This is a genomic window from Prevotella veroralis (assembly GCF_018127765.1).
GTDB lineage: Bacteria > Bacteroidota > Bacteroidia > Bacteroidales > Bacteroidaceae > Prevotella > Prevotella veroralis.
In genome coordinates this window covers 221,420-244,922 of sequence record NZ_CP072330.1, presented here as the reverse complement: position 1 = coordinate 244,922, position 23,503 = coordinate 221,420, and the positions used below count along the sequence as shown (strand labels likewise).

Annotated in this window: 15 protein-coding genes and 3 rRNA genes; 10 read left to right on the top strand and 8 right to left on the bottom strand. The window is 43.9% G+C overall.

Features of this window, described 5'->3' with window-relative positions:
- Nucleotides 1-179: 179 nt before the first annotated feature.
- Nucleotides 180-1,193, bottom strand: coding sequence for an aspartate-semialdehyde dehydrogenase (locus tag J5A55_RS01035; protein ID WP_004382331.1), 1,014 nt, complete (start codon nt 1,191-1,193; stop codon nt 180-182).
- Nucleotides 1,194-1,427: 234 nt separating this feature from the next.
- Between J5A55_RS01035 and J5A55_RS01030 the strand changes: the two genes are divergently transcribed.
- The 5 genes from J5A55_RS01030 to J5A55_RS01010 all read left to right on the top strand — a co-directional run bounded on the left by J5A55_RS01030 (nt 1,428) and on the right by J5A55_RS01010 (nt 7,808).
- Nucleotides 1,428-2,528, top strand: coding sequence for a PDDEXK nuclease domain-containing protein (locus J5A55_RS01030; protein ID WP_004382333.1), 1,101 nt, complete (start codon nt 1,428-1,430; stop codon nt 2,526-2,528).
- A 496-nt stretch (nt 2,529-3,024) separates the two neighbouring features.
- Nucleotides 3,025-5,142, top strand: coding sequence for a cation:proton antiporter (locus tag J5A55_RS01025; RefSeq protein ID WP_004382334.1), 2,118 nt, complete (start codon nt 3,025-3,027; stop codon nt 5,140-5,142).
- A gap of 58 nt (nt 5,143-5,200) precedes the next feature.
- Complete coding sequence (locus tag J5A55_RS01020) at nt 5,201-5,908, top strand: ABC transporter ATP-binding protein (RefSeq protein WP_004382335.1); 708 nt, start codon at nt 5,201-5,203, stop codon at nt 5,906-5,908.
- Nucleotides 5,909-6,004: 96 nt separating this feature from the next.
- Entirely contained in the window at nt 6,005-6,874 is an 870-nt protein-coding gene (locus J5A55_RS01015) for a CvfB family protein (RefSeq protein WP_004382336.1), read from the top strand.
- A 49-nt stretch (nt 6,875-6,923) separates the two neighbouring features.
- Complete coding sequence (locus J5A55_RS01010; protein ID WP_004382337.1) at nt 6,924-7,808, top strand: tRNA threonylcarbamoyladenosine dehydratase; 885 nt, start codon at nt 6,924-6,926, stop codon at nt 7,806-7,808.
- Between the two features lie 500 nt (nt 7,809-8,308).
- On the opposite strand, the gene rrf is transcribed toward J5A55_RS01010, so the two are convergent.
- The 4 genes from rrf to J5A55_RS00990 form a co-directional block, all read right to left on the bottom strand.
- Nucleotides 8,309-8,421 (bottom strand): 5S ribosomal RNA (rrf, locus tag J5A55_RS01005).
- 339 nt (nt 8,422-8,760) lie between these two features.
- Nucleotides 8,761-11,663: ribosomal RNA gene (locus tag J5A55_RS01000) — 23S ribosomal RNA — on the bottom strand.
- Nucleotides 11,664-12,043: 380 nt separating this feature from the next.
- Nucleotides 12,044-13,574: ribosomal RNA gene (locus J5A55_RS00995) — 16S ribosomal RNA — on the bottom strand.
- The 16S, 23S and 5S rRNA genes sit together here, the layout of an rRNA operon.
- A 412-nt stretch (nt 13,575-13,986) precedes the next feature.
- Complete coding sequence (locus J5A55_RS00990; RefSeq protein WP_004384650.1) at nt 13,987-14,463, bottom strand: arginine repressor; 477 nt, start codon at nt 14,461-14,463, stop codon at nt 13,987-13,989.
- Between the two features lie 455 nt (nt 14,464-14,918).
- Between J5A55_RS00990 and J5A55_RS00985 the strand changes: the two genes are divergently transcribed.
- Entirely contained in the window at nt 14,919-15,647 is a 729-nt protein-coding gene (locus J5A55_RS00985) for a Bax inhibitor-1/YccA family protein (protein WP_004384648.1), read from the top strand.
- A gap of 134 nt (nt 15,648-15,781) precedes the next feature.
- Nucleotides 15,782-16,711, top strand: a complete 930-nt coding sequence (locus tag J5A55_RS00980) for a M48 family metallopeptidase (RefSeq protein WP_039851608.1) — start codon at nt 15,782-15,784, stop codon at nt 16,709-16,711.
- A 109-nt stretch (nt 16,712-16,820) separates the two neighbouring features.
- Here J5A55_RS00980 and J5A55_RS00975 read toward each other — a convergent pair whose 3' ends face one another.
- Nucleotides 16,821-17,774, bottom strand: coding sequence for an NAD-dependent epimerase/dehydratase family protein (locus J5A55_RS00975; RefSeq protein ID WP_004384646.1), 954 nt, complete (start codon nt 17,772-17,774; stop codon nt 16,821-16,823).
- A gap of 184 nt (nt 17,775-17,958) precedes the next feature.
- Between J5A55_RS00975 and kbl the strand changes: the two genes are divergently transcribed.
- Nucleotides 17,959-19,146, top strand: coding sequence for a glycine C-acetyltransferase (gene kbl / locus J5A55_RS00970; RefSeq protein WP_004384645.1), 1,188 nt, complete (start codon nt 17,959-17,961; stop codon nt 19,144-19,146).
- A 304-nt stretch (nt 19,147-19,450) separates the two neighbouring features.
- On the opposite strand, the gene J5A55_RS00965 is transcribed toward kbl, so the two are convergent.
- Nucleotides 19,451-20,101: a NigD1/NigD2 family lipoprotein gene (locus tag J5A55_RS00965; protein WP_004384644.1), complete on the bottom strand. Its 651-nt coding sequence runs from the start codon at nt 20,099-20,101 to the stop codon at nt 19,451-19,453.
- A gap of 42 nt (nt 20,102-20,143) precedes the next feature.
- Nucleotides 20,144-21,343: a 1-acyl-sn-glycerol-3-phosphate acyltransferase gene (locus J5A55_RS00960; protein ID WP_004384643.1), complete on the bottom strand. Its 1,200-nt coding sequence runs from the start codon at nt 21,341-21,343 to the stop codon at nt 20,144-20,146.
- Between the two features lie 169 nt (nt 21,344-21,512).
- On the opposite strand from J5A55_RS00960, the gene J5A55_RS00955 reads away from it, so the two are divergent.
- Nucleotides 21,513-22,553, top strand: a complete 1,041-nt coding sequence (locus J5A55_RS00955; protein WP_004384642.1) for a glycosyltransferase family 2 protein — start codon at nt 21,513-21,515, stop codon at nt 22,551-22,553.
- 256 nt (nt 22,554-22,809) lie between these two features.
- Nucleotides 22,810-23,496 (top strand): RadC family protein, encoded by a 687-nt coding sequence (radC, locus tag J5A55_RS00950; RefSeq protein ID WP_004384640.1) that lies wholly within the window; start codon nt 22,810-22,812, stop codon nt 23,494-23,496.
- Nucleotides 23,497-23,503: the final 7 nt, after the last annotated feature.

Below are 23,503 nucleotides of genomic sequence, written 5' to 3'. Positions count from 1 at the left end.
GTTCATTTGCATGATAGCAAATGAACCCTTTTATTTTATCTATACGTTCCTAACCTTATAAGCAAATGTTTTCAATGCTTGATTTATGTGTATCCTTTCCTCTAAGCAAGTCTTACTAATCACTCCCCTCTCCATTCGGAGAGGGGGCGGGGGTGAGGCTTTTTTTATAGTCTCTACCCTTACTTCACATCCCCCACCTTAATCAGATACTCTGCAATCTGCACTGCATTCAATGCCGCACCCTTACGTATCTGATCGCCAGTAAGCCATAGCGTGTTACCGTTGTCATCGGCCAGATCCTTGCGAATACGACCTACATAGACATCGTCCTTACCAGCACTCTCGAGTGGCATTGGGTACACATAATGCTGCGGATCATCAACGAGTGTTACGCCAGGAGCCGCCTTCAATGCCTCACGAATCTCCTCAACAGATAGCGGGCGTTCGGTTTCGAACCATACAGCCTCCGAATGGCTGCGGAGTGAAGAGACGCGAACACAGGTCGCAGAAGTGCGTACATCGGAGTGCATTATCTTACGCGTCTCATTAAACATCTTCATTTCTTCCTTCGTATAGTCGTTTTCTGTCATCTTATCTATTTGTGGGATGACATTGTAAGCGAGCTGGTGTGGAAACTTCTCAATGGTCTTTACCTCGCCAGTCTCAACCAGTTCCTTGTATTGTTGTTGCAGTTCTTGCATGGCAGCAGCACCCGCGCCCGATGCACTCTGGTAACTACTGACATGCACCTTCTTGATATGACTGAGCTTATCGATAGGGTTTAAGACAACAACCATCATAATCGTTGTACAGTTAGGGTTGGCTATAATGCCACGAGGACGTATGAGGGCGTCCTCCGGGTTGATCTCTGGAACAACCAAAGGAACATCTGCTTCCTGACGGAACTGGCTGGAGTTATCAATCATCACAGCACCGTATCGGGTGATCGTATCGGCAAACTCGGCTGAAGTACCACCGCCTGCGCTGGTGAAAGCAATGTCTACATCCTTGAAATCATCGTTATGCTGGAGTAGTTTTACTTCATATTCTTTACCCTTAAAAGCGTACTTCTTGCCTGCAGAACGCGTTGAACCAAAGAGTACAAGGTCGTCCATTGGAAAATTCCTTTCCGCTAAGATGCGTAGGAACTCCTGCCCAACTGCACCACTGGCACCCACAATTGCTACTTTCATATACTTTGTTTTTATTGTTTTCAATTAATCACTTGTACTTGCAAAAGTACTATTTTTCTTGTAATACAAGCTACAATCTGTCTTTCTTTTAGCCTTTGGTGGGTTATATTTGCCTATATTCAACTTCTTTTGTAACTTTGATCTCGGATTTAATAGAGTACATCTATAACTAAAAACACTTGAGAAGAAGAGAAGTAAGAAGGCTTGAGTTGAACAATCTAAACGATTATAACAATGAATAATACTACACAAGAACCCGAACTTCCAAGCAAAGAGCATTTGTTTGAAGAGAGTTGCTTAATCATCGATGAGGCGCAACATGAGGCGTATCATGCCGTGAATATCGCCCTGCTGAAGCGTAATTGGCTGTTAGGAAAGAGGCTGAATGAGGAGCTATTAAAGTATTCCCGTGCTGATTATGGTAAGCGAGTTATACAAGAGTTAAGCGGTCTGCTTGTACAGAGATATGGTAAGGGTTTCTCTAAGAGTAACCTTTATAATTACATACTTTTTAGTCAACTTTACCCAGACATATTCCAGTTGTCGATTGGAAAATCGGCTCTACATGACATTCTCCAGTCGGTGACTGGAAAATCTTCCATTCGTCTCACTTGGACGCATTATAGCGTATTGTTGCAGGTTCGAGACGATGAGGCAAGGGCATGGTATGAGCAGGAAGCAGTTACAGAGGGCTGGAGCGTTAGAACACTCCAGCGTAACGTGAGTAGTCAGTACTACTATCGTCTATTACAATCTCATCATAAGGAACTGGTAAGAGAGGAGATGCTGGAGAAAAACAGTCCACTTGTTGAGAAGTTGGAATTCATTAAAAGCCCTGTTGTTGCAGAGTTCTTAGGATTCACACCGAATACTTCTTTTACGGAAACAGACCTAGAGAGCAGTATTATCAGTAATCTCCAGAAGTTCATCATGGAGCTAGGAAAGGGCTACGCATTCGTTGGGCGTCAGCAACATATCCATACGGAGAAGGAGGATTATTACATCGACTTGGTCTTTTATAACTACTTCTTAAAGTGCTTCGTATTGATGGATCTAAAGACATCAAAGGTTACGCACCAGGATGTGGGGCAGATGGATATGTATGTCAGGATGTTTGATGAACTCAAGCGGACGGATGGCGATAACCCAACCATAGGTATTCTTTTATGTTCGGACACAGATGAAGACATCGCACGATACTCCATACTCCACGATAGTAAACAACTTTTTGCAACAAAGTATAAGCTTTATCTACCCACACAAGAGGAACTGAAGGCAGAGATAGAAGCACAGAAAGCGCAGTTTTACTTACAATTTAAAGGGCAAAATAAGTAGTGATAATTACGCTCCGGCATATATATAAAGGGTGTAAAATGGGTTTCATCTCTTCAAGCAATACACCTGTTTAATAGTTAGAAGCACTCTTTACCTATTGTAAAGCACAAGCAGTGGAATCGAAATATATATGTTTAGCATTTCTTTTCTGCTGCTTTTCTTTTTGTTTCTTCGGTGTTCTGTATTGTTTTGAAGCGTAAGTAATTGTATTATCTAAGTGTGATAATTAATTATCTAAGCGTGATAATTAGTTATCTAAGTCTGATAATACTTTATCACACTTAGATAATAAGAAAAGATACGTATTCCGTGAATGCAGAATACGTATGTAAAGAATACGGGAGCCGTAGGAACTGAATGCGGAAAGCGTATGTAAGTGTGGGGAACAAAGCATATGGACTTAAATTTTGGCTCATATAATCTATGAATATATGCTAAGATGGAATGTTGCCAAACTTTTTTAGTAACTTTGCAGGCAATAAGTTAATAGACATTCATGTTGCATTTATCACAATATTTTCCTATAGCTGACCCGACACTAATATTCTTTGTAGTGCTTTTGATGATACTTATTTCACCTATCATCATGGGTCGATTGCGCATACCTCATATCATTGGTATGGTGTTGGCGGGAGTTATCGTTGGTAAGTACGGACTGAATATCTTGGAGCGTGACGCTTCATTCGAGTTATTCGGGCGTGTTGGCTTGTATTATATCATGTTCTTAGCGGGGCTTGAGATGGATATGGAGGGGCTGAAGAAGAATCGTAATCGGGTGATGATCTTCGGGCTGTTAACCTTCCTTTGTCCGTTTATTATGACTTATCTGATGGGCGTTAGCTTGTTGAGTTATACACCATTAGCCGCATTGTTACTCGCAGCTATTATGGCGTCGAACACGCTGATAGCCTATCCTATTGTAGGAAGATATGGACTGACACGGCACACTAGTTCGACGTTGAGTGTTGGTTCTTCCATGATGGCACTCTTCATTGCTTTGATCGTAATGGCATCAATTGTCAATAGCTTTCATGGTGGTGGAGGAGTTGGTTTCTGGTTGTTCTTCGTTGTGAAGTTTGTTGTTTATTGTGCTGGACTAATCTTCTTTATACCCCGTCTTGCACGTTGGTTCTTGCGCCGTTATTCTGATGCTGTTATGCAGTTTATCTTTATCTTAGCGGTTGTATTCCTTTCGGCTTCTTTATCTGATGCTGTAGGCTTAGAGGGCATCTTTGGTGCATTCTTGTCTGGTTTGATCCTAAATAGATATGTTCCGAAGGTTTCTCCGTTGATGAATCGCATAGAGTTTACGGGTAATGCGCTGTTCATTCCTTACTTCCTAATTGGTGTGGGAATGTTGATCAATGTTCGTTTATTATTCTCTGGCACCAACATCTTATGGGTGGTCTTTTGCCTTGTTGTCTTTGGAACATTGGGTAAGGCAGTGGCGGCATATATTGCCGCAAGACTCTTTAAGATGTCGAAGATGTCGGGGCACATGATGTTCGGTCTTACGAGTGCGCACGCCGCAGGGGCTATTGCCATGGTGATGGTGGGGCGTCGCTTGGAGGTTTCTCCTGGAGTTTACCTCTTTGGAGATGAGGTGTTGAATGGTATTGTGATTATGATACTCTTCACCTGTATCATATCAACATTGGTTACAGAGTGGGCTGCTCAGCGCATTCGTTTGCAAGAGAAAGAGGAACCAGAGATGGTGAAGACGCTTAACGATGAGAAGATTCTTATTCCTGTGAAGTATCCTGAATACGCTGAGAGTTTGGTCTCTATGGCTATAATGATGCGTAATCCACGACTAAAGAAGGAGCTTGTCGCCCTAAATGTAGTGTATGATGATGTAAATATGCGGCATAATCAAGCGGAGGGGCGGCGTTTGTTGGAACAGATTCATCAGTTAGCTAGTTCTTCAGATGTACCAATGACAACGCAGGTGCGCATAGCGGCGAATATTGCCAATGGTATTAAACATGCCTTTAAAGAGTTTCAGGCATCTGAGATACTTATGGGGTTGCACTTTCATAAGGATATAAATAAGAACTTTTGGGGTGAGTTCACACGTAGTTTGTATAATGGATTGAGCCGACAAATTATCATTACTCGTATTACCCAACCCCTGAATACGATAAGAAGAATACAAGTTGCAGTGCCTTCTCGTGCAGAGTTTGAGCCTGGTTTCTATCGTTGGTTAGAACGATTGGCACGTATGGCAGGTAATTTGGAGTGCCGTATCGTGTTCCATGGTCGCCGCGAAAGTTTGCAACTCATAACGGAGTTCATTCGTAATAGATTCCCTAGTGTGCGTGCCGAGTACGAAGAGATGTATCATTGGAAAGAACTTCCAGATTTGGCAACACGTGTGAAAGCTGATCAGCTATTTGTGATCGTCACAGCTCGTAAGGGTACAATTTCTTATAAGAGTGCGATGGAACGATTACCAGAAGAGGTGAATCGGTACTTCAAGGGTAAGACGCTGATGATAATATTCCCTGATCAGTATGGTAATCGTATGGACGATATGACGTTCGCTCAACCACAACACACAGAGGAGCGCAGTGCTTACGAGGCTGTGAGAGAGTGGATTCATAATAAGGTGTAAGAGGGTATTAGGCTAATAAGCCCAATAAGGCTAATAGCCCCAATAAAAGAATAGCATTATGATAGATATTAAGAACATAACCAAGAGTTTCGGTTCACTGCAGGTGCTGAAGGGTATCGACTTGCATATTAATAAAGGAGAAGTGGTGAGCATTGTCGGACCGTCAGGTGCTGGTAAGACAACCTTATTGCAGATTATCGGTACCCTGGATAAGCCTGATAGTGGTTCTGTCATTGTCGATGGAATTGACGTTGGGAGTCTTTCAACGGGGAAGTTGAGCGACTTCCGTAACCAACATCTTGGCTTTGTATTCCAGTTTCATCAGCTCTTACCAGAGTTCACAGCCCTTGAGAACATCATGATTCCTGCCTATATTGCAGGCAGAAAGACGAAAGAAGCACGTCAGCGTGCAGAGGAGTTATTAGCGTTTATGGGTTTGAGCGATCGTGCAAGTCATAAGCCCAACGAACTATCAGGTGGTGAGAAGCAGCGTGTGGCAGTGGCTCGAGCATTGGTAAACAATCCAGCAGTCATCCTTGCCGATGAGCCTTCTGGTAGTTTGGACACAAAGAACAAAGAAGAGTTGCATCAACTCTTCTTCGATCTCTGCGATAAGTTCGGTCAGACTTTCGTCATCGTTACACATGATGAGGGGCTCGCACACATAACAGATAGAACCATACATCTCAAAGATGGCATGATAGAAAGCCTCCCCCAACCCCTCCGAAAGGAGGGGAGTGCTACTGTCAAAATAGAGAATGAGTAGATTCTTAGAATGAGATGTCAGGTACTTAAAGAATATTGTTCTTATGTTACTTTGTCTTATAAGAAATTATCTTGTCTTCAACTATAAAGGGTTATTATGTCTAAAATAAAGCTCGGAGCATACAACACGCTCACTGTATTAAAGATTGCCTTACGTGAAGGCAATGGAGAACCATTTGGACTTTTCCTCGATGGAGGACCAGATGGTGATATTCTTATGCCTCAGAAGTATGTACCAGAGGGTACTGAGATTGGTGATGAGATAGAAGCGTTTGTCTATCTTGATCAAGAGGAACGCCCTATTGCTACGACCGAAGAACCTCTGGCGCAGGTAGGCGACTTTGCTTACTTGGAGTGTTCGTGGGTCAATGAGTATGGTGCATTCCTTTCGTGGGGTGTGATGAAAGATCTCTTCTGTCCGTTCCGTGAACAGAAAAAGCGCATGGTAATAGGCAATTCATATATTGTGCATATCCATTTGGACGAGGATAGTTATCGCCTTGTGGCGTCTGCTAAGGTGGAACATTATCTTGACGAACGTCGACCACGTGATTATAAGCATGGACAGGAGGTTGATCTTCTCGTATGGCAGAAGACTGATCTTGGCTTTAAAGTGATTGTTGATAACCAGTATCCAGGTCTTATCTATGAGGATCAGGTGTTCCAATATGTTCACACTGGCGACCGATTGAAGGGTTACATATCCACTGTTCGCCCCGATGGAAAGATTGATTGTACACTTCAATCCACAGGGCAGCAGTATGCAGAAGATTTTGCAGAGGTGCTCCTCCAGTATCTCCGTGAGCATAATGGTATCTGCGACCTTGGCGATAAGAGCGAAGCAGAAGATATCAAGCGTCGTTTCCAGGTGTCGAAGAAAGTTTATAAGCGAGCTATTGGCGATCTTTACAAGCGCCGACTCATCACTGTTGAACCATTATCTATACGCTTAGTCAGCGAGCAATGATCTTTCTGACTTGCTTTCTTTGCAGCCCAAATAAAGGATAATAAATACAATGCAGAATCAATTCTCAAGAACACAACTCCTCCTTGGTAAGCCTGCTATTGACACCTTGAATGGTAGTCGCGTGGCAGTCTTTGGTGTTGGAGGCGTTGGTGGATATGTTGTGGAAGTCTTGGCACGCAGTGGCGTGGGTGCTATTGATGTTATTGATGACGACCGTGTTTGTCTGACGAATGTCAATCGTCAACTTCTTGCCACCACTCGAACAGTGGGGAAGCATAAAGTAGATGTAGCAGAAGAGCGCATTCACTCCATCAATCCTCGTTGTATTGTACGAAAATATCAAACGTTTTATCTTCCAGACAATGCTGATCAATTCGACTTCTCACATTATGATTATGTCATTGATTGCATTGATACAGTAACAGCTAAGCTTGATCTCATCTATCGTTGTCATGAGTTGAATATCCCATTGCTCTCTTGCATGGGTGCAGCTTATAAACTTGATGCCACGCAGTTTCGTGTGACTGACATCTTCAAGACTATCAACGACCCACTGGCGAAGGTGATTCGTAAGAAACTTCGTAAGACAAAGATTAAGCATCTTAAAGTAGTATATAGTCCTGAAGAACCACTTGAGAGTATAGAACAACCAGAAATCTCTTGCCGTTTTCATTGTATCTGCCCTGACAAAGATATGCGTAAGTGCACCGACCGCCATACTATCCCCAGTTCTAATGCGTGGGTTCCAGCCACTGCAGGGCTAATTGCAGGTGGAGAAGCTGTGAAAGATCTTGTCAATCTAGCCCACACTATGCGCATCCGCCCTGAAGATGAGGCTACTAGCGAGCCTGCCCGTATCGCTCGTGAGCGTGCTGTAAAGATGTTGGAAGAATATAAAAGGCTCAAAGCAGAGAAGGCAGTAGTAAGTAAATAAATTTCTCTATAAGCAATTTATACGACATCGTGATTGATATTCGGTAATTCGAACTTACGGAAAGAAAATTATAAAGGACATTTGGCGATCTCTTATCTTCCAGATGCACTTTATTCATAGCAAGTTTCTAAGTTTAAGACAGTTCTATCAGGTCAAAACACACTAACATTTGCAATTTTTGTCCGCCTATAGCCCTCTTGGACGAAGGTGTTAAACACCCTTGATACTCATCCAACGTTTCTCGGTAATAACTCTCCATCAGCATTACTTTCTTGCGGACGGGGAGCGATCGTTCGGAGAGGATTGGGGAGAAAGTTGGGGAGAGGATGGGGAAAGAGTTGGGAGGAACTGTTGAAGGGGATGGGGCGATGAGAGTTAAGAGGTATGAGGTTGAAAGGTATGGCATTGAGAGTTATGGCGTTGAGAGCTATAGGATTGAGAGTGGGACAAACAAAAAAAGAGAGCTTTGAAGAGAAATCTTCGAAGCTCTCTAAAGTGAAAGAAGGCGGCGACCTACTCTCCCGCATTGCATTGCAGTACCATCGGCGCAGACGGGCTTAACTTCTCTGTTCGGAATGGGAAGAGGTGGAACCCCGACGCAATAACCACCTAATGTCTTGTTCGGTTGACTGGTTTTGAAGTTGACAAGTTAACTAGTTGTTTGTCTTTATTCTTGTCTTCCTTCTGTCTTCTTATCAGTAGATTCGTTATTAAACATTGTCCTTAGAACTAATAACTTGTTTACTCGTTCACTTTTAACTCGCTTTCTTGTACACTTTTAACTTGTCTACTCGTATACTTGTTAACTCGTCTACTGACTTGTCAGCCGTATAAGGTGACGTATTTCCACAAGCAAAACATTATAGAACTTTTCTACTTCTATCAAGAAGATTACACAGCTCAAAGTCTGAGTCACTGGTCCCCGCTCTCCACTCTAGGGAGGCGGGAGACCCGAAGAAAGTTTCGGGCAATTAGTAGTGCTCGGCTTTGACGTCACCGTCTTTACACCTACACCCTATCAACGTCATCGTCTATGACGACCCTTATGAGGAGTTCTCATCTTGCGGCTGGCTTCGCACTTAGATGCTTTCAGCGCTTATCCAATCCAGACTCAGATACCCAGCGGTGCACCTGGCGGCACAACTGGTAAACCGGAGGTCTGTCCAACACGGTCCTCTCGTACTAGTGTCAGCACCACGCAAAACTCCAACGCCCACGATAGATAGAGACCGAACTGTCTCACGACGTTCTGAACCCAGCTCGCGTGCCACTTTAATGGGCGAACAGCCCAACCCTTGGGACCTTCTCCAGCCCCAGGATGTGACGAGCCGACATCGAGGTGCCAAACCACCCCGTCGATATGAGCTCTTGGGGGGGATCAGCCTGTTATCCCCGGAGTACCTTTTATCCTTTGAGCGACGGAGTTTCCATACACATCCGCCGGATCACTATGCCCCAGTTTCCTGCCTGCTCGGCATGTCTGCCTCCCAGTCAAGCGCCCTTATGCCATTGCACTCTATGAGACCGGTTACCAATCGGTCCGAGGGCACCTTTGGAAGCCTCCGTTACGCTTTTGGAGGCGACCACCCCAGTCAAACTACCCACCAAGCAGTGTCCACACCATAGGCGTGTTAGACCTCAGACAGCCAAAGGGCCGTATTTCAAGGATGGCTCCACGAATGCTGGCGCACCCGATTCAAAGCCTCCGGCCTATCCTACACATCGGATGACCAAGGTCAATGCTAAGCTGTAGTAAAGGTTCACGGGGTCTTTTCGTCCCATCGCGGGTAATCGGCATCTTCACCGATACTACAATTTCACTGAGATCATGGTTGAGACAGCGTCCGGATCATTACACCATTCGTGCAGGTCGGAACTTACCCGACAAGGAATTTCGCTACCTTAGGACCGTTATAGTTACGGCCGCCGTTTACTGGGGCTTCAATTCAATGCTTCCTATTGCTAGTGACATCTCCTCTTAACCTTCCAGCACCGGGCAGGTGTCAGGCTGTATACTTCATCTTTCGAGTTTGCACAGCCCTGTGTTTTTGTTAAACAGTTGCCTGGACCTATTCTCTGCGCCTCATATTGCTATGAGGACCCCTTATCCCGAAGTTACGGGGTCAATTTGCCTAGTTCCTTAACCATGAATCTCTCAACGCCTTAGTATATTCTACCCGACCACGTGTGTCCGTTTGCGGTACGGGTCGCAGTAACATTAAGTTTAGCGGATTTTCTCGGAAGTATGATTACCTGCACTCAACGCTTCCCGAAGGAAGTGCTGTACTTTCGTGTTTCAGCTCGAATGGTGGATTTGCCTGCCATTCTCATAACCTAAGCACTTAAACGCCCTATTCCGTCAGGGCGCGGCAGTGTCACTGCTCCGTCTCCACATCACTGATACTGCGAGTTGCGGAATATTAACCGCATCTGCCATCGCCTTCGCCGTTCGGCTGAGACTTAGGACCCGACTAACCCCGGGCTGATTGGCATCGCCCGGGAAACCTCGGTCTTTCGGCGAAAGGGAATCTCACCCTTTTTATCGTTACTTATACCTACATTTGCTTTTCCATAAACTCCAGGATCAGTTACCTTCACCATTCGACGTCGATGGAATGCTCCCCTACCGATACTTTTAATTTACATTACTATCCCGCGCCTTCGGTATCTGACTTATACCCGATTATTATCCATGCCCGGACCCTCGACTAGTGAGCTGTTACGCACTCTTTGAATGAATGGCTGCTTCCAAGCCAACATCCTAGCTGTCACGGGGACCAGACTTCGTTAGACTAACTTAGACAGAATTTCGGGACCTTAGACGGCGGTCTGGATTCTTCTCCTCTCGGGGACGGACCTTAGCACCCGCCCCCTTACTGCACATCTGCTGTCCATAAGCATTCGGAGTTCGTCAGGTCTCGATAGGCGGTGAAGCCCTCTTGACCTATCGGTCGCTCTACCTCTTATGGAGATCGATGCACGCGGCACCTAAATGCCTTTCGGGGAGTACGAGCTATCTCCAAGTTTGATTGGCCTTTCACTCCTACACTCACCTCATCGGGAAGCTTTTCAACGCTTATCCGTGCGGTCCTCCATTCGGTGTTACCCGAACTTCAACCTGGGCAAGTGTAGATCACTTGGTTTCGCGTCTACCCCATCTGACTTGACGCCCTATTCAGGCTCGCTTTCACTACGGATGCGCATCTCATGACGCTTATCCTTGCCAGACATGGTAACTCGTAGGTTCATTATGCAAAAGGCACGCCGTCACTGAATTAACAGCTCCGACCGCTTGTAGGCGCATGGTTTCAGGAACTATTTCACTCTCCTCATCGGAGTGCTTTTCACCTTTCCTTCACAGTACTCGTTCACTATCGGTCTCACGGGAGTATTTAGCCTTACCGGATGGTCCCGGCGGATTCGCGCAGAATTTCACGTGTTCCGCGTTACTCAGGATACCACTACGTCTCGTCATGCTTCGAATACGGGATTATCACCCTCTATGATTGTTCTTTCCAGAACATTCTTCTCACAATCTAAGTACGACAGCGTGGTCCTACAACCCCAGTGGCGCATTGCTACGTCACTGGTTTGGGCTATTCCCCGTTCGCTCGCCACTACTAGGGGAATCATTAGTTTATTTTCTCTTCCTAGAGGTACTAAGATGTTTCAGTTCCCTCCGTTTGCCTCACTACGTCTGTAGTGATAGCAGGTCTTCAACCTGCTGGGTTGTCCCATTCGGAAATCCTTGGATCAATGGTTATTTGCACCTACCCAAGGCTTATCGCAGCTTATCACGTCCTTCGTCGCCTCCGTGAGCCAAGGCATCCGCCATGCGCCCTTTCTTACTTTCTTCGCCTTCTTCGTAATTACTTACAAAGAATGTAGCTCATACTTTCAGCTGTTGTGTGATTCTAAACATTTTGAAGCTATTGCTTCAATAATTAGAATGCTAATTCTTCCCATTAATAGAAAGAATCGTTCTACTTTACAGTCTTGCTTGTGTCAATATGTCAAAGATCTTGTGCTGTATAAACAGCGAAGTGGAGAATAAGGACTTGAACCTTTATGTGAGCCTTTAACTCTAAACTCCTACATTTATATAATACAGAGTGCAGTGAGTACAAGAAGAAAAACGAACCAAAGGTTCTATTTTATCTCTTGATTACCATTAACTCGTCAACTCATATACTTAAATACTTGTCAACTTACTAACCGATAAACATCCTCTCCAGAAAGGAGGTGTTCCAGCCGCACCTTCCGGTACGGCTACCTTGTTACGACTTAGCCCCAATCACCAGTTTTGCCCTAGGCCGATCCTTGCGGTCACGGACTTCAGGCACCCCCGGCTTTCATGGCTTGACGGGCGGTGTGTACAAGGCCCGGGAACGTATTCACCGCGCCATGGCTGATGCGCGATTACTAGCGAATCCAGCTTCGTGGGGTCGGGTTGCAGACCCCAGTCCGAACTGGGACCGGCTTTCAAGATTGGATGCAATTTGCATTACACCGTCCCTCTGTACCGGCCATTGTAACACGTGTGTAGCCCCGGACGTAAGGGCCGTGCTGATTTGACGTCATCCCCACCTTCCTCACACCTTACGGTGGCAGTGTCTCCAGAGTGCCCAGCATCACCTGATGGCAACTGAAGAGAGGGGTTGCGCTCGTTATGGCACTTAAGCCGACACCTCACGGCACGAGCTGACGACAACCATGCAGCACCTTCACAGAGACCCCGAAGGGCGTCATTATCTCTAAATCCTTCCTCTGCAATTCAAGCCCGGGTAAGGTTCCTCGCGTATCATCGAATTAAACCACATGTTCCTCCGCTTGTGCGGGCCCCCGTCAATTCCTTTGAGTTTCACCGTTGCCGGCGTACTCCCCAGGTGGGATGCTTAATGCTTTCGCTTAGCCGCTGATACCAGGTACCAACAGCGGGCATCCATCGTTTACTGTGCGGACTACCAGGGTATCTAATCCTGTTCGATACCCGCACCTTCGAGCTTAAGCGTCAGTGGCGCTCCCGTCAGCTGCCTTCGCAATCGGAGTTCTTCGTCATATCTAAGCATTTCACCGCTACACGACGAATTCCGCCAACGTTGTGCGTACTCAAGGAAACCAGTATGCGCTGCAAGTCAGACGTTGAGCGTCTACATTTCACAACACACTTAATCTCCGGCCTACGCTCCCTTTAAACCCAATAAATCCGGATAACGCCCGAACCTTCCGTATTACCGCGGCTGCTGGCACGGAATTAGCCGGTCCTTATTCGTATGGTACCTGCAAACAATCACACGTGATTGACTTTATCCCCATACAAAAGCAGTTTACAACCCATAGGGCCGTCGTCCTGCACGCTACTTGGCTGGTTCAGGCTCTCGCCCATTGACCAATATTCCTCACTGCTGCCTCCCGTAGGAGTTTGGACCGTGTCTCAGTTCCAATGTGGGGGACCTTCCTCTCAGAACCCCTACTGATCGTCGCCTTGGTGGGCTGTTACCCCGCCAACAAGCTAATCAGACGCATCCCCATCCATAACCGATAAATCTTTCATTCTCTTCTGATGTCATCGAAGAATTACATAAGGTATTAGTCTGCCTTTCGGCAGGTTATCCCTTAGTTATGGGAAGGTTGGATACGCGTTACTCACCCGTGCGCCGGTCGACGTCCGAAGAGTGCAAGCACTCAACGCCGTTTCCCCTCGACTTGCATGTGTTAAGCCTGTAGCTAGCGTTCATCCTGAGCCAGGATCAAACTCTCCATTGTAAAATATCATTTGTGACAACTTATATAAATACAAGCCATCCGTTTGTCTCTGTGTCAGAATGCCTATCCTTAAGTATCAAGTTAAAAAGCACCTACTCAATTAATTGATCGGTTCGTTTCTTTTACCCATCTGTTTGATTCATAAACAAACAGACGCTTCTTGTACTACTTCTCTGTTTATGTAAATCTTTTCAAAGAACTCTTTTCTTATCACTCTATACGTTATAAGCAAACCGCCTATTTCGTAAAAGCGAGTGCAAAGGTATAGACTTTAAAGCAAACCTCCAAATCTTTTGAAGAAAAAGTTTCAAAAATATAGTAATTTTTCTTTTTAAAGGTAACAAATACAAGTCTAAGGAAGTATTACACCATATTATATATAGCAAGCAAATAAATTACTAAAAGTCAAATATTATCCAATCTCGGGGATAACATACGATAAAACACGTAAAATTTGCCCACGCGTAACACCTTCACGAATGGCAACAAAGATCGTATCATCCCCTGCGATTGTACCTAAAATAAGATCCGAATCACTCGCATCTATATCGTATGCAATTGCACTCGCATACCCTGGACGAGTCTTTACTATCGCCAATTGGTCAGATATTTTCACAGAAATATAACCGCTACGTTGTAACATCTCCGTAGCCTTTCGGGGTGTGGTAACACGCTTATACATAGTTTCATTTGGCAAAATATACACATACTTACCATTCATTGAAGCAGCCTTAGCTACCTTCAATTGCTTCAAATCACGACTAAGTGTTGCCTGTGTCAATTGAAAACCTTCTGTTTTTAAAGCTCTTAAGACCTCCTCCTGTGAACTAAGTTCCATACTGGATATCAACATCTTCAAAGCTTCTAATCTACTATTCTTTACTTTCATACGCGCATATTTATACCTTTAACGCAACAAATATAGATATTTAATTTATAAAAAGCAAGTACATTTACATAAAAGTAACGATAGAGTTTAATTTTAAGTCATAATATTACAGAAGATTACCAACAACATGCATAAAGCACGAAATAGTATTCACTAAAGTAATAAAAGCCCTTCCTCAATAAAAAAGAAAACTAAGACAAAGGCACATAAGACCTCCTTATAAATCACACTTTAAAGCCCCTATATATAAAAGGTGTACCACAATGCCTGTCGCCACACTCCTAAAAGATGCAAAAAACAATTATTATATTTGTCAGACTCTCCCCTTTCAACTATATTTGCATTCGAATGGCATAACGTTTGTATATCAATTGAAGCATAGATAAAAGTATTGAGAGCCATTAGAGACCTTCCTCTATCAACAAGAAATAAACTGAAAACAAAATAAAAGAGACATGAATATGGATTTCAACAACTATTCAAATGTGGTTAACAACCACGATCGCGAATTAGAAATGTCACGTGCATTCCCAGCACTGATGCGTAAAGTATATGTATGGATGGCAATGGCACTTGCCATTACAGGTATCGTTGCTTATGGCGCAGGTAGTTCTCCTGCACTCATCCAAGCCCTCTACATTAGCAAAGGACCAATACTTATTGCTGCTTTAGTAGAGTTTGGTATCGTATGGTACCTATCATCCCGCATCTATAAACTATCCCTTGCCAGTGCAACCCTATGGTTTATCCTCTTCTCAGCCATCAATGGTCTGACCCTCGGATGGATATTCGCTGTATACAAGATAGCCATCATTGCCAAAACATTCTTCGTCACTGCGGGAACCTTTGGGGCAATGGCTTTGATAGGATCAACCACGAAGAAGGATTTAACAAAGATGGGCGGAATACTCTTCATGGCATTAATTGGTTTGATTATAGCAAGCCTTGTCAACATGTTCCTACAAAGTTCTACGATGGATTATATCGTTAGCATCATCGGCGTAATCGTTTTCACTGGGCTAACCGCATGGGACGCACAGGCAATCAAGCGCAATCTTCTCATGGCACCTGACGCTGGCGAATCAGCTCAAAAGATAGCACTCCTCGGTTCATTGAGTCTTTATCTCGACTTTATCAACCTCTTCCTCTATCTCCTCCGATTCTTTGGAAATAACAGAGATTAGACCACTCAACTATCATAAGGACGATTTAGAAGATCGTCCTTTTTTAATAAAAGAAAGTCTATGAAAACTTGACTATTCAAAAGAATATCTATATATTTGTGACAATTTAACTTTAACAAATAAAATAATTCATGATGAGAAAGAGATTTTACAGTGTATGTATTGCCACATTACTCCTTGCCGGAGCAACACCAATGAAGGCACAGTTCAACATCGGGAAGGCAGCAAGTGGAGCCGTAAAAGCAGCTAAAGCCGTCACTTTGACAGATGCTGACATGGCAAATTATGTAAAGGAATACGTTGCTTGGTTGGATAAGAACAACAAAGTTTGCGATGCCCGCAGCCCTTACACAAAGCGTCTAAACAAGCTAACGCAAGGTCTCACTAATGTTGAAGGAATCCCTTTGAACTTCAAAGTGTATTATGTCACAGACGTTAACGCTTTCGCCTGCCCTGATGGAAGTGTACGCGTATTCTCTTCTCTGATGGACATTATGACCGACGAGGAACTTTTGGGGGTTATTGGACATGAGATTGGTCACGTTGCACACAAGGACTCTAAGAAGAGATTCCGCACTTCCCTACTCACCGCAGCACTCAAAGATGGACTCGCAGCTACCAATGGTAAGGCTGCAGCATTGACAGATTCGCAACTTGGCGAACTTGGAGAATCGCTCCTCAATGCCACTTATTCACAGAAACAAGAGAGTCAGGCCGATGCTTACGGATACGAGTTCTTAAAGAAGAATGGTAAGAATCCATGGGCTATCGCACTATCTTTCGAGAAGTTAAAGAAGTTAGAAGAAGACCAAGGCATCCAAAAGGAGGGTAAATGGAAGCGTATGTTCTCGTCACATCCTGACCTTGACAAGCGTATCAAAACTATGAGTAAGCGCGCAATGAAGGATGGTTTCGCTCGCCCAGAGAATAAGATGCCAGAGAAGATAAAACCAGAGAAGACTACATCTAATAGTCAGACAACCAACAAGCAAGGTACAAACAAGACTTCTACTGGTAAGAAGGCTGTAGGCAAGAAATCAGCTTCTAAAGGAAGAAGAAGATAATAAAAGTATATTCTGACATTGTCAGTAGTATGCTTATACATTAATTTATTAACAGAAAGAGAGGCAGTTATCAAGATGATAATCTGCCTCTCTTTTATCTTTAAAAGGACTATTTCAATTTTAATTCTAAGTTCTTTAGCATATCAACCGTCATGGATTCCAAATCAAACTGTGGTTTCCAATCCCATTCCTCACGTGCGCAAGTATCGTCCAAACTGTCTGGCCAACTATCGGCAATGCTCTGTTTGAGTGGATCAACATTATATTCCATCTCAAAGTCGGGCTTATGACGCTTAATGACATTGAATATCTCTTCAGGATCAAAGCTCATCGAAGCAATGTTGAAGCCGTTACGATGAACCAAACGGGATGGATCAGCTTCCATCAAAGAGATCGCTGCACGCAAGCCATCGGGCATATACATCATATCCATAAGTGTACCTTTCTTAATTGGGCACACGAACTTCTCACCACGAACAGCCGAGTAGTAGATATCAACGGCATAGTCAGTTGTACCACCACCGGGAGGTGTCACATAAGAGATCAAGCCTGGAAAACGCACCGAACGAGTATCTACTCCATACTTATTATAGTAGTAGTCACTCAACAACTCTGTGGTCACCTTCGATACACCATAGATGGTTCTGGGACGCTGCACCGTGTCTTGTGGCGTCTTCGTATGAGGTGTACTCAAACCGAAAGAGCCAATAGAACTCGGTGTGAAGACCGCACATTGATTCTCACGTGCCACCTCCAAGATGTTCCAAAGACCATCAATACCAATCTTCCAAGCTAACTGCGGCTTATTCTCCGCCACGACAGATAACAATGCTGCAAGGTTATAAATCGTATCAACATGATACTTCTTTACAACCTCCGCAATCATTTGCGGGTTTGTAACATCAGCCTCTGCACAAGGACCAGCATCCCTTAGTTCGCCCGTAGGTTCAGCCCCTTTAATATAACCAGCGACGATGTTCTCATTGCCATAACACTTTCTCAATTCCCTGGTAAGCTCTGAGCCTATCTGCCCAGTAGAGCCTATCACCAAAACATTTTTCATATATATAGATAAGTTGATAATCTATTTCGATGCAAAGTAAACATATTTTTGTCGAATAGAGCTCATCGATATCTTAAAATTATAAAAAATACTGATTCTATGACAAAAAAGCATTGTAAAACATCCTTATTCTCGTTTTTTATACCTTACTTTGCCCTTAATAACAATTAAAGAATCTAATGTTATGTATGGAAAGATGAAAGAATATCTCAGCAATTCACTTGCAGAGATAACAGAAGCGGGGCTTTACAAGCAGGAAAGAATCATTGAAAGCCCACAGAGTGCAGCGATTGAAGTAAAAGGCAAAGAGGTTCTTAACTTCTGTGCTAACAACTATTTGGGGCTTTCCAATCACCCTCGTCTGATTGAAGGTGCCAAGAAGATGATGGACAAGAGAGGCTTCGGTATGTCATCAGTGCGCTTTATCTGTGGTACACAAGATGCACATAAAGAGCTTGAGAAAGCTATCTCCGAGTACTTCAAGACAGAAGACACTATCCTCTACGCAGCATGCTTTGACGCTAATGGAGGTGTGTTCGAACCATTGTTCACAGACGAAGATGCAATCATTTCGGATGCGTTAAATCATGCCTCCATCATCGATGGTGTGCGCCTTTGCAAGGCTAAACGTTATCGCTATGCCAACGCAGATATGGGCGATTTAGAGCGTTGTTTGAAAGAGGCACAAGCACAACGTTTCCGCATTATTGTTACTGATGGCGTGTTCTCAATGGATGGTAATGTGGCTCCAATAGACAAGATCTGCGACCTTGCAGAGAAGTATGACGCCCTCGTAATGGTTGATGAATCACACTCAGCGGGCGTTGTTGGTGCTACTGGTCATGGTGTTAGCGAATTGTGCAAGACCTATGGTCGTGTGGACATATACACTGGAACCTTAGGAAAAGCATTCGGTGGAGCATTGGGAGGATTCACTACTGGACGAAAGGAGATCATTGAAATGCTTCGTCAACGCAGTCGCCCATACCTCTTCTCCAACTCTCTTGCACCTTGCATCATCGGTGCGAGCCTTGAAGTATTTAAGATGTTGAAAGAGAGCAACGCCCTTCATGACCAACTGGTAGAGAACGTTAACTACTTTAGAGACCACATGCTGGCTGCTGGCTTTGATATTAAACCAACGCAAAGTGCCATCTGTGCCGTCATGCTCTACGATGCCAAGCTGTCTCAAGTGTATGCAGCTAAATTGCTCGAAGAGGGTATCTACGTTACAGGTTTCTACTATCCAGTGGTTCCAAAGGGGCAAGCTCGCATTCGAGTTCAAATCTCCGCAGGTCACAACCGAGAGCAGCTTGACAAGTGTATCGCTGCTTTCATCAAGGTTGGTAAAGAGCTGGGCGTACTGAAGTAAACGTATATACGCATACAGAAAACCATATATTAAAATCAAGGAAAGCTGTATCTCAATTGCGATACAGCTTTTCTTATGTCCGAAAAAAGGCTTCCTTGAATTAATTTTTAGTTTATTTTTTTCAGAGGAATAGCTTAATTCAGAATAATTTTTAATCTATTTTTTTGAGTAAGAAAGTATGTTTTCAAACAGAAATAACCTTTATCTTATATTTAGAATAGGGTTCAGAGGATAAAAGAAAGATAGTTTGTAAACAATGAGAAACAATGTGGTGCGACAGAAAGACATACCAAAAGGGATGTTATCAGAAGCATTTTCTGACCATCCCTTTATATGTATTGATGTCTAAAATAATAGAGTCTCCGGGCTGAATGTCCGTCATTGGCATACTAACAAACACACGTGAACTATAATACTCCGGTACTCCGTTCTGCGCATGATACAATCGTAAGTAGAAGTTCCGACCACCATCTGCCCTTTTCTTCACTGCATCAGCGACCATTGCTAACGATTGTACGGCTTTCTTATCCTCTGCCCTACCCGTCTTCAAAGATAATCCTAAGTTCAGATAACGGCGATTCTTACTTATCCAAGCACTCTCAAAAACAACGGGATCAGTATGCACAACATCAACATTAAGAGCTAATCTCATGCGCAGAACAGGTACTTGACTCACCTCAATAGCCTTCGTCTTGCCATCAACAACCTTATCATAATAAAGCAAAGCACGATAAGTTGTATCAGATGTCATCGCCCACAATTTCTTCAAATGAGGTTGCAACTTCAAGAGATCACCCTTATCTGTGACAGCCTCAACCAATTCGGCAGCCTCGTTTGTACGCACTTCTACAAAGTCAGTGTTGAGGTATGACAAGCCAGAATCACCCTTCTCAAAGAAGTCATGCTTGCAGGCAACAAACATAAGTAATGTTACGAGCAACATTACTATGGTCATTCTGCCTCTTATCTTACGATGATTGCTTCTGCTCACAGAACTTTACTTCTTAAAAGTAAGACGATTCAACAACGATTTTAAACGCCCGCTTTCAGAAGATGCATCAATGTAATTCTTAGCAGGATAAGCGTATTGAGTGAGCAAGCAAGTGCGCAAGAACTTATCATCTCGGTTCTCAATATTGATCTTCTCAATCTGTCCTGCGAGGTAAGCATCGAACTTCTCGTAATCAGCCTGCGTGTAATACTCTTCGTAAGCCTTTGTGTCTTGAATCATATCAAGGGCTACGTAATTGACTGGATAGAGCTTATAGTTGCAATGGATTTCGTGATCAATATGCGAAGCGATCGCATCGAAGAGCTTATTCTTTGGTAAATCCGTATCCAAAGTATCGAGCCATTCGTCAATACACGGCGCACAACTATAGAAGATATGCCCCTTAAAACCTTTGATTCCAATCAACATACTCTCTAAGTCGTCTTCGGCTGTTTTCTTCCAGAAAGGTATGTCTCGGCGCAATTGATACTCTCTTGCCTTGAGGTAATCACATGGGTCATACTCATAAGAGATGGATAGCGGAACGATATGCAACTGCTTCAAACGCTCAATGATACTTCCTTCTCCGCCCATAACCATCATTTTCAAGATGGCAGGTTGGGTGAGATCGTTAGAGTTCTTAGCACGACCTTGACGCTGCGCAATCCATACATTCTCGTTTTTCTCAGCCACTGCGAAGTGGATGTATTCGGACATTCTCTTGCTGGCACGCAACATCTCTACCGAATGTAAGGCTCTTTCAACTGTAAACGACTTATTGATACGCACCAAATCACGTATCCAATCAGCAGAGAGGAGGTTGTCTCCGATAGCAATCTCGCATGTCGTTGAGAAGCCAACATCAATCAGTAGCTTGTCCAAGAGGGCTGAATCGAGGACAATATCACGATGGTTGCTAATGAAAGTGTACCTTTTATGAATGTCAATGTTCGTTGCGTCCATGCTACAACCTAAGCTCAAGGTTGTCACCAGACGCTGCAAGAAAGGATAGCAAAAGGCTTTCTGGAACTCAAGATTCGTCTTGCAAGCACGCATCTTCTGCTCCAGTATTGCCATAGGGACATCAGGGTAAAGATATGCTAACACCTGTTGAAACTGCTTATCAGCAAGAATACGATCATAGACTGCCGGTAACTCTTCTGGTTCAAAGGGGCGAATAGGATCAAACTCCGATGGTATCTTCATAATTATAAGTAATTTGTTTGTTTCTATTTAACTTGTACAAATATAGGTAAAACAGCCCAATCTCTAAAACAGAAGACCATCGTTTAACAGAAGATTAACAATTCTTTCAAAGCATATAATAGCTCAATTCACTTGCAGTTCACAAACAAAGTGTTATCTTTGCAACGTTATGAAGTACAGCATTATAGTACCCGTTTTCAACCGACCAGACGAGGTTGATGAGCTTTTAGAGAGTCTTCTCCATCAAAAAGAGACTGATTTTGAGGTGGTCATCGTCGAAGATGGCTCGAAAGTTCCATGTAAGGACGTTTGCAACAAGTATATTGATAAGTTCGATCTACATTATTATTATAAGGAGAATTCAGGTCCCGGTCAGAGCCGAAACTATGGTGCTGAACGGGCGAAGGGGGAGTATTTACTCATCCTCGATTCCGATGTTGTACTTCCAACGGGGTATCTACAAGCTATTGACGAGGAACTTCTGAGAGAACCTGCTGATGCATTCGGAGGACCAGACAAAGCACATGACTCATTCACAGACACACAGAAGGCAATCTCTTACTCAATGACTTCTTTCTTCACAACAGGGGGCATTCGTGGAGGAAAGAAGAAGTTGGATAAGTTTTATCCACGCTCCTTTAACATGGGTATTCGTCGTGATGTTTACAGGGAATTAGGCGGTTTCTCCAAGATGCGCTTTGGTGAGGATATCGACTTCTCCATACGTATCTTCAAGGCTGGGAAACGCTGTCGTCTCTTCCCAGAAGCATGGGTGTGGCATAAAAGACGTACCGACTTCCGTAAATTCTGGCGACAGGTTTACAACTCGGGGATCGCTCGCATCAATCTCTACAAGAAGTATCCTGAGTCGCTGAAGATTGTCCATCTCTTGCCAATGGTATTCACACTTGGGGTCATCTTCCTTACTTTGATGATCCTTTGTGGGCTTCTTGCGATGGTTTGCACATCAGCTAAAACTTTGGGTTGTAGCCTCTTCGTCTTAGGCATATTGCCCCTATTCCTTTACAGCACCATCATCTGCATTGACTCAACAAAGCAAAATCACAGCTTGAAGATAGGCTTCTTAAGCATCCGTGCAGCCTTTTATCAGCTCATGGGCTACGGCTGTGGCTTCCTCAACGCATGGTGGAAACGATGCGTATGTAGCCACGATGAGTTCGCAGCCTACGAACAGAACTTCTATAGTTAATTCAAAATTCATAATTCAAAGTTCCCCTATTAAAATATAACAACCGCCTATCTACAATCATCAAAACCTATCACTATGAATGAAGCAATTTGCCATAGTAGGGACAGACGCCCTCGTCTGTCCGCCAAAACGCCCCTGTTTATCAAGGGACTTCATATAATACCACGGACAGACGAAGGCGTCCGTCCCTACTTTGTTAGCTGTTACGAGAACATTTGATATACCTTATTAGGAGAAAAGAATATTATATTAAACTATGAAAAGTATATCCATTAACAACTGGGCAGAGGCTGACCGCCCACGTGAGAAACTGGAGAGACTGGGAGCAAATGCGCTTAGTGATGCCGAACTGTTGGCTATCCTCATTGGTTCCGGAACGGCAAATGAAAGTGCTGTCGATCTAATGAAACGAATCCTAAAGGACTGCAATAATAATCTAAACACATTGGGGAAGCTATCCTTGCATCGCTTGGAAGAATACAAAGGAATCGGTCCGGCAAAGGCGATAACGATACTTGCTGCATGCGAATTGGGTAAACGGAGGCAACGTGCAAAGGTAGAAGATGCACCCTTACTGAATAGTGCCGAAGCCATTTACAACTATATGCACACGACCATTCAAGACCTCAACATCGAAGAGGGTTGGATACTGATGATGAAGCAAAACTTCCGTCTCATTGAGGCGAAACGTATCTCGATTGGTGGACTGACAATGGCTCCGATAGACATTAGACTTATGATGAAAGAGGCGTTGATGAAGAACACTACCATCCTTGCCTTTTGTCATAACCATCCCAGCGGGAACACTTCTCCCAGCCATGAGGACGATCTTCTCACCACTCGCATACGGAAAGCTTGTGAACTACTAAGCATTCACTTTGCCGATCATGTTGTTCTCACGGATGGGAATTATTACTCTTATCGGGAGGAGGGAAGACTGTAAGAATTCT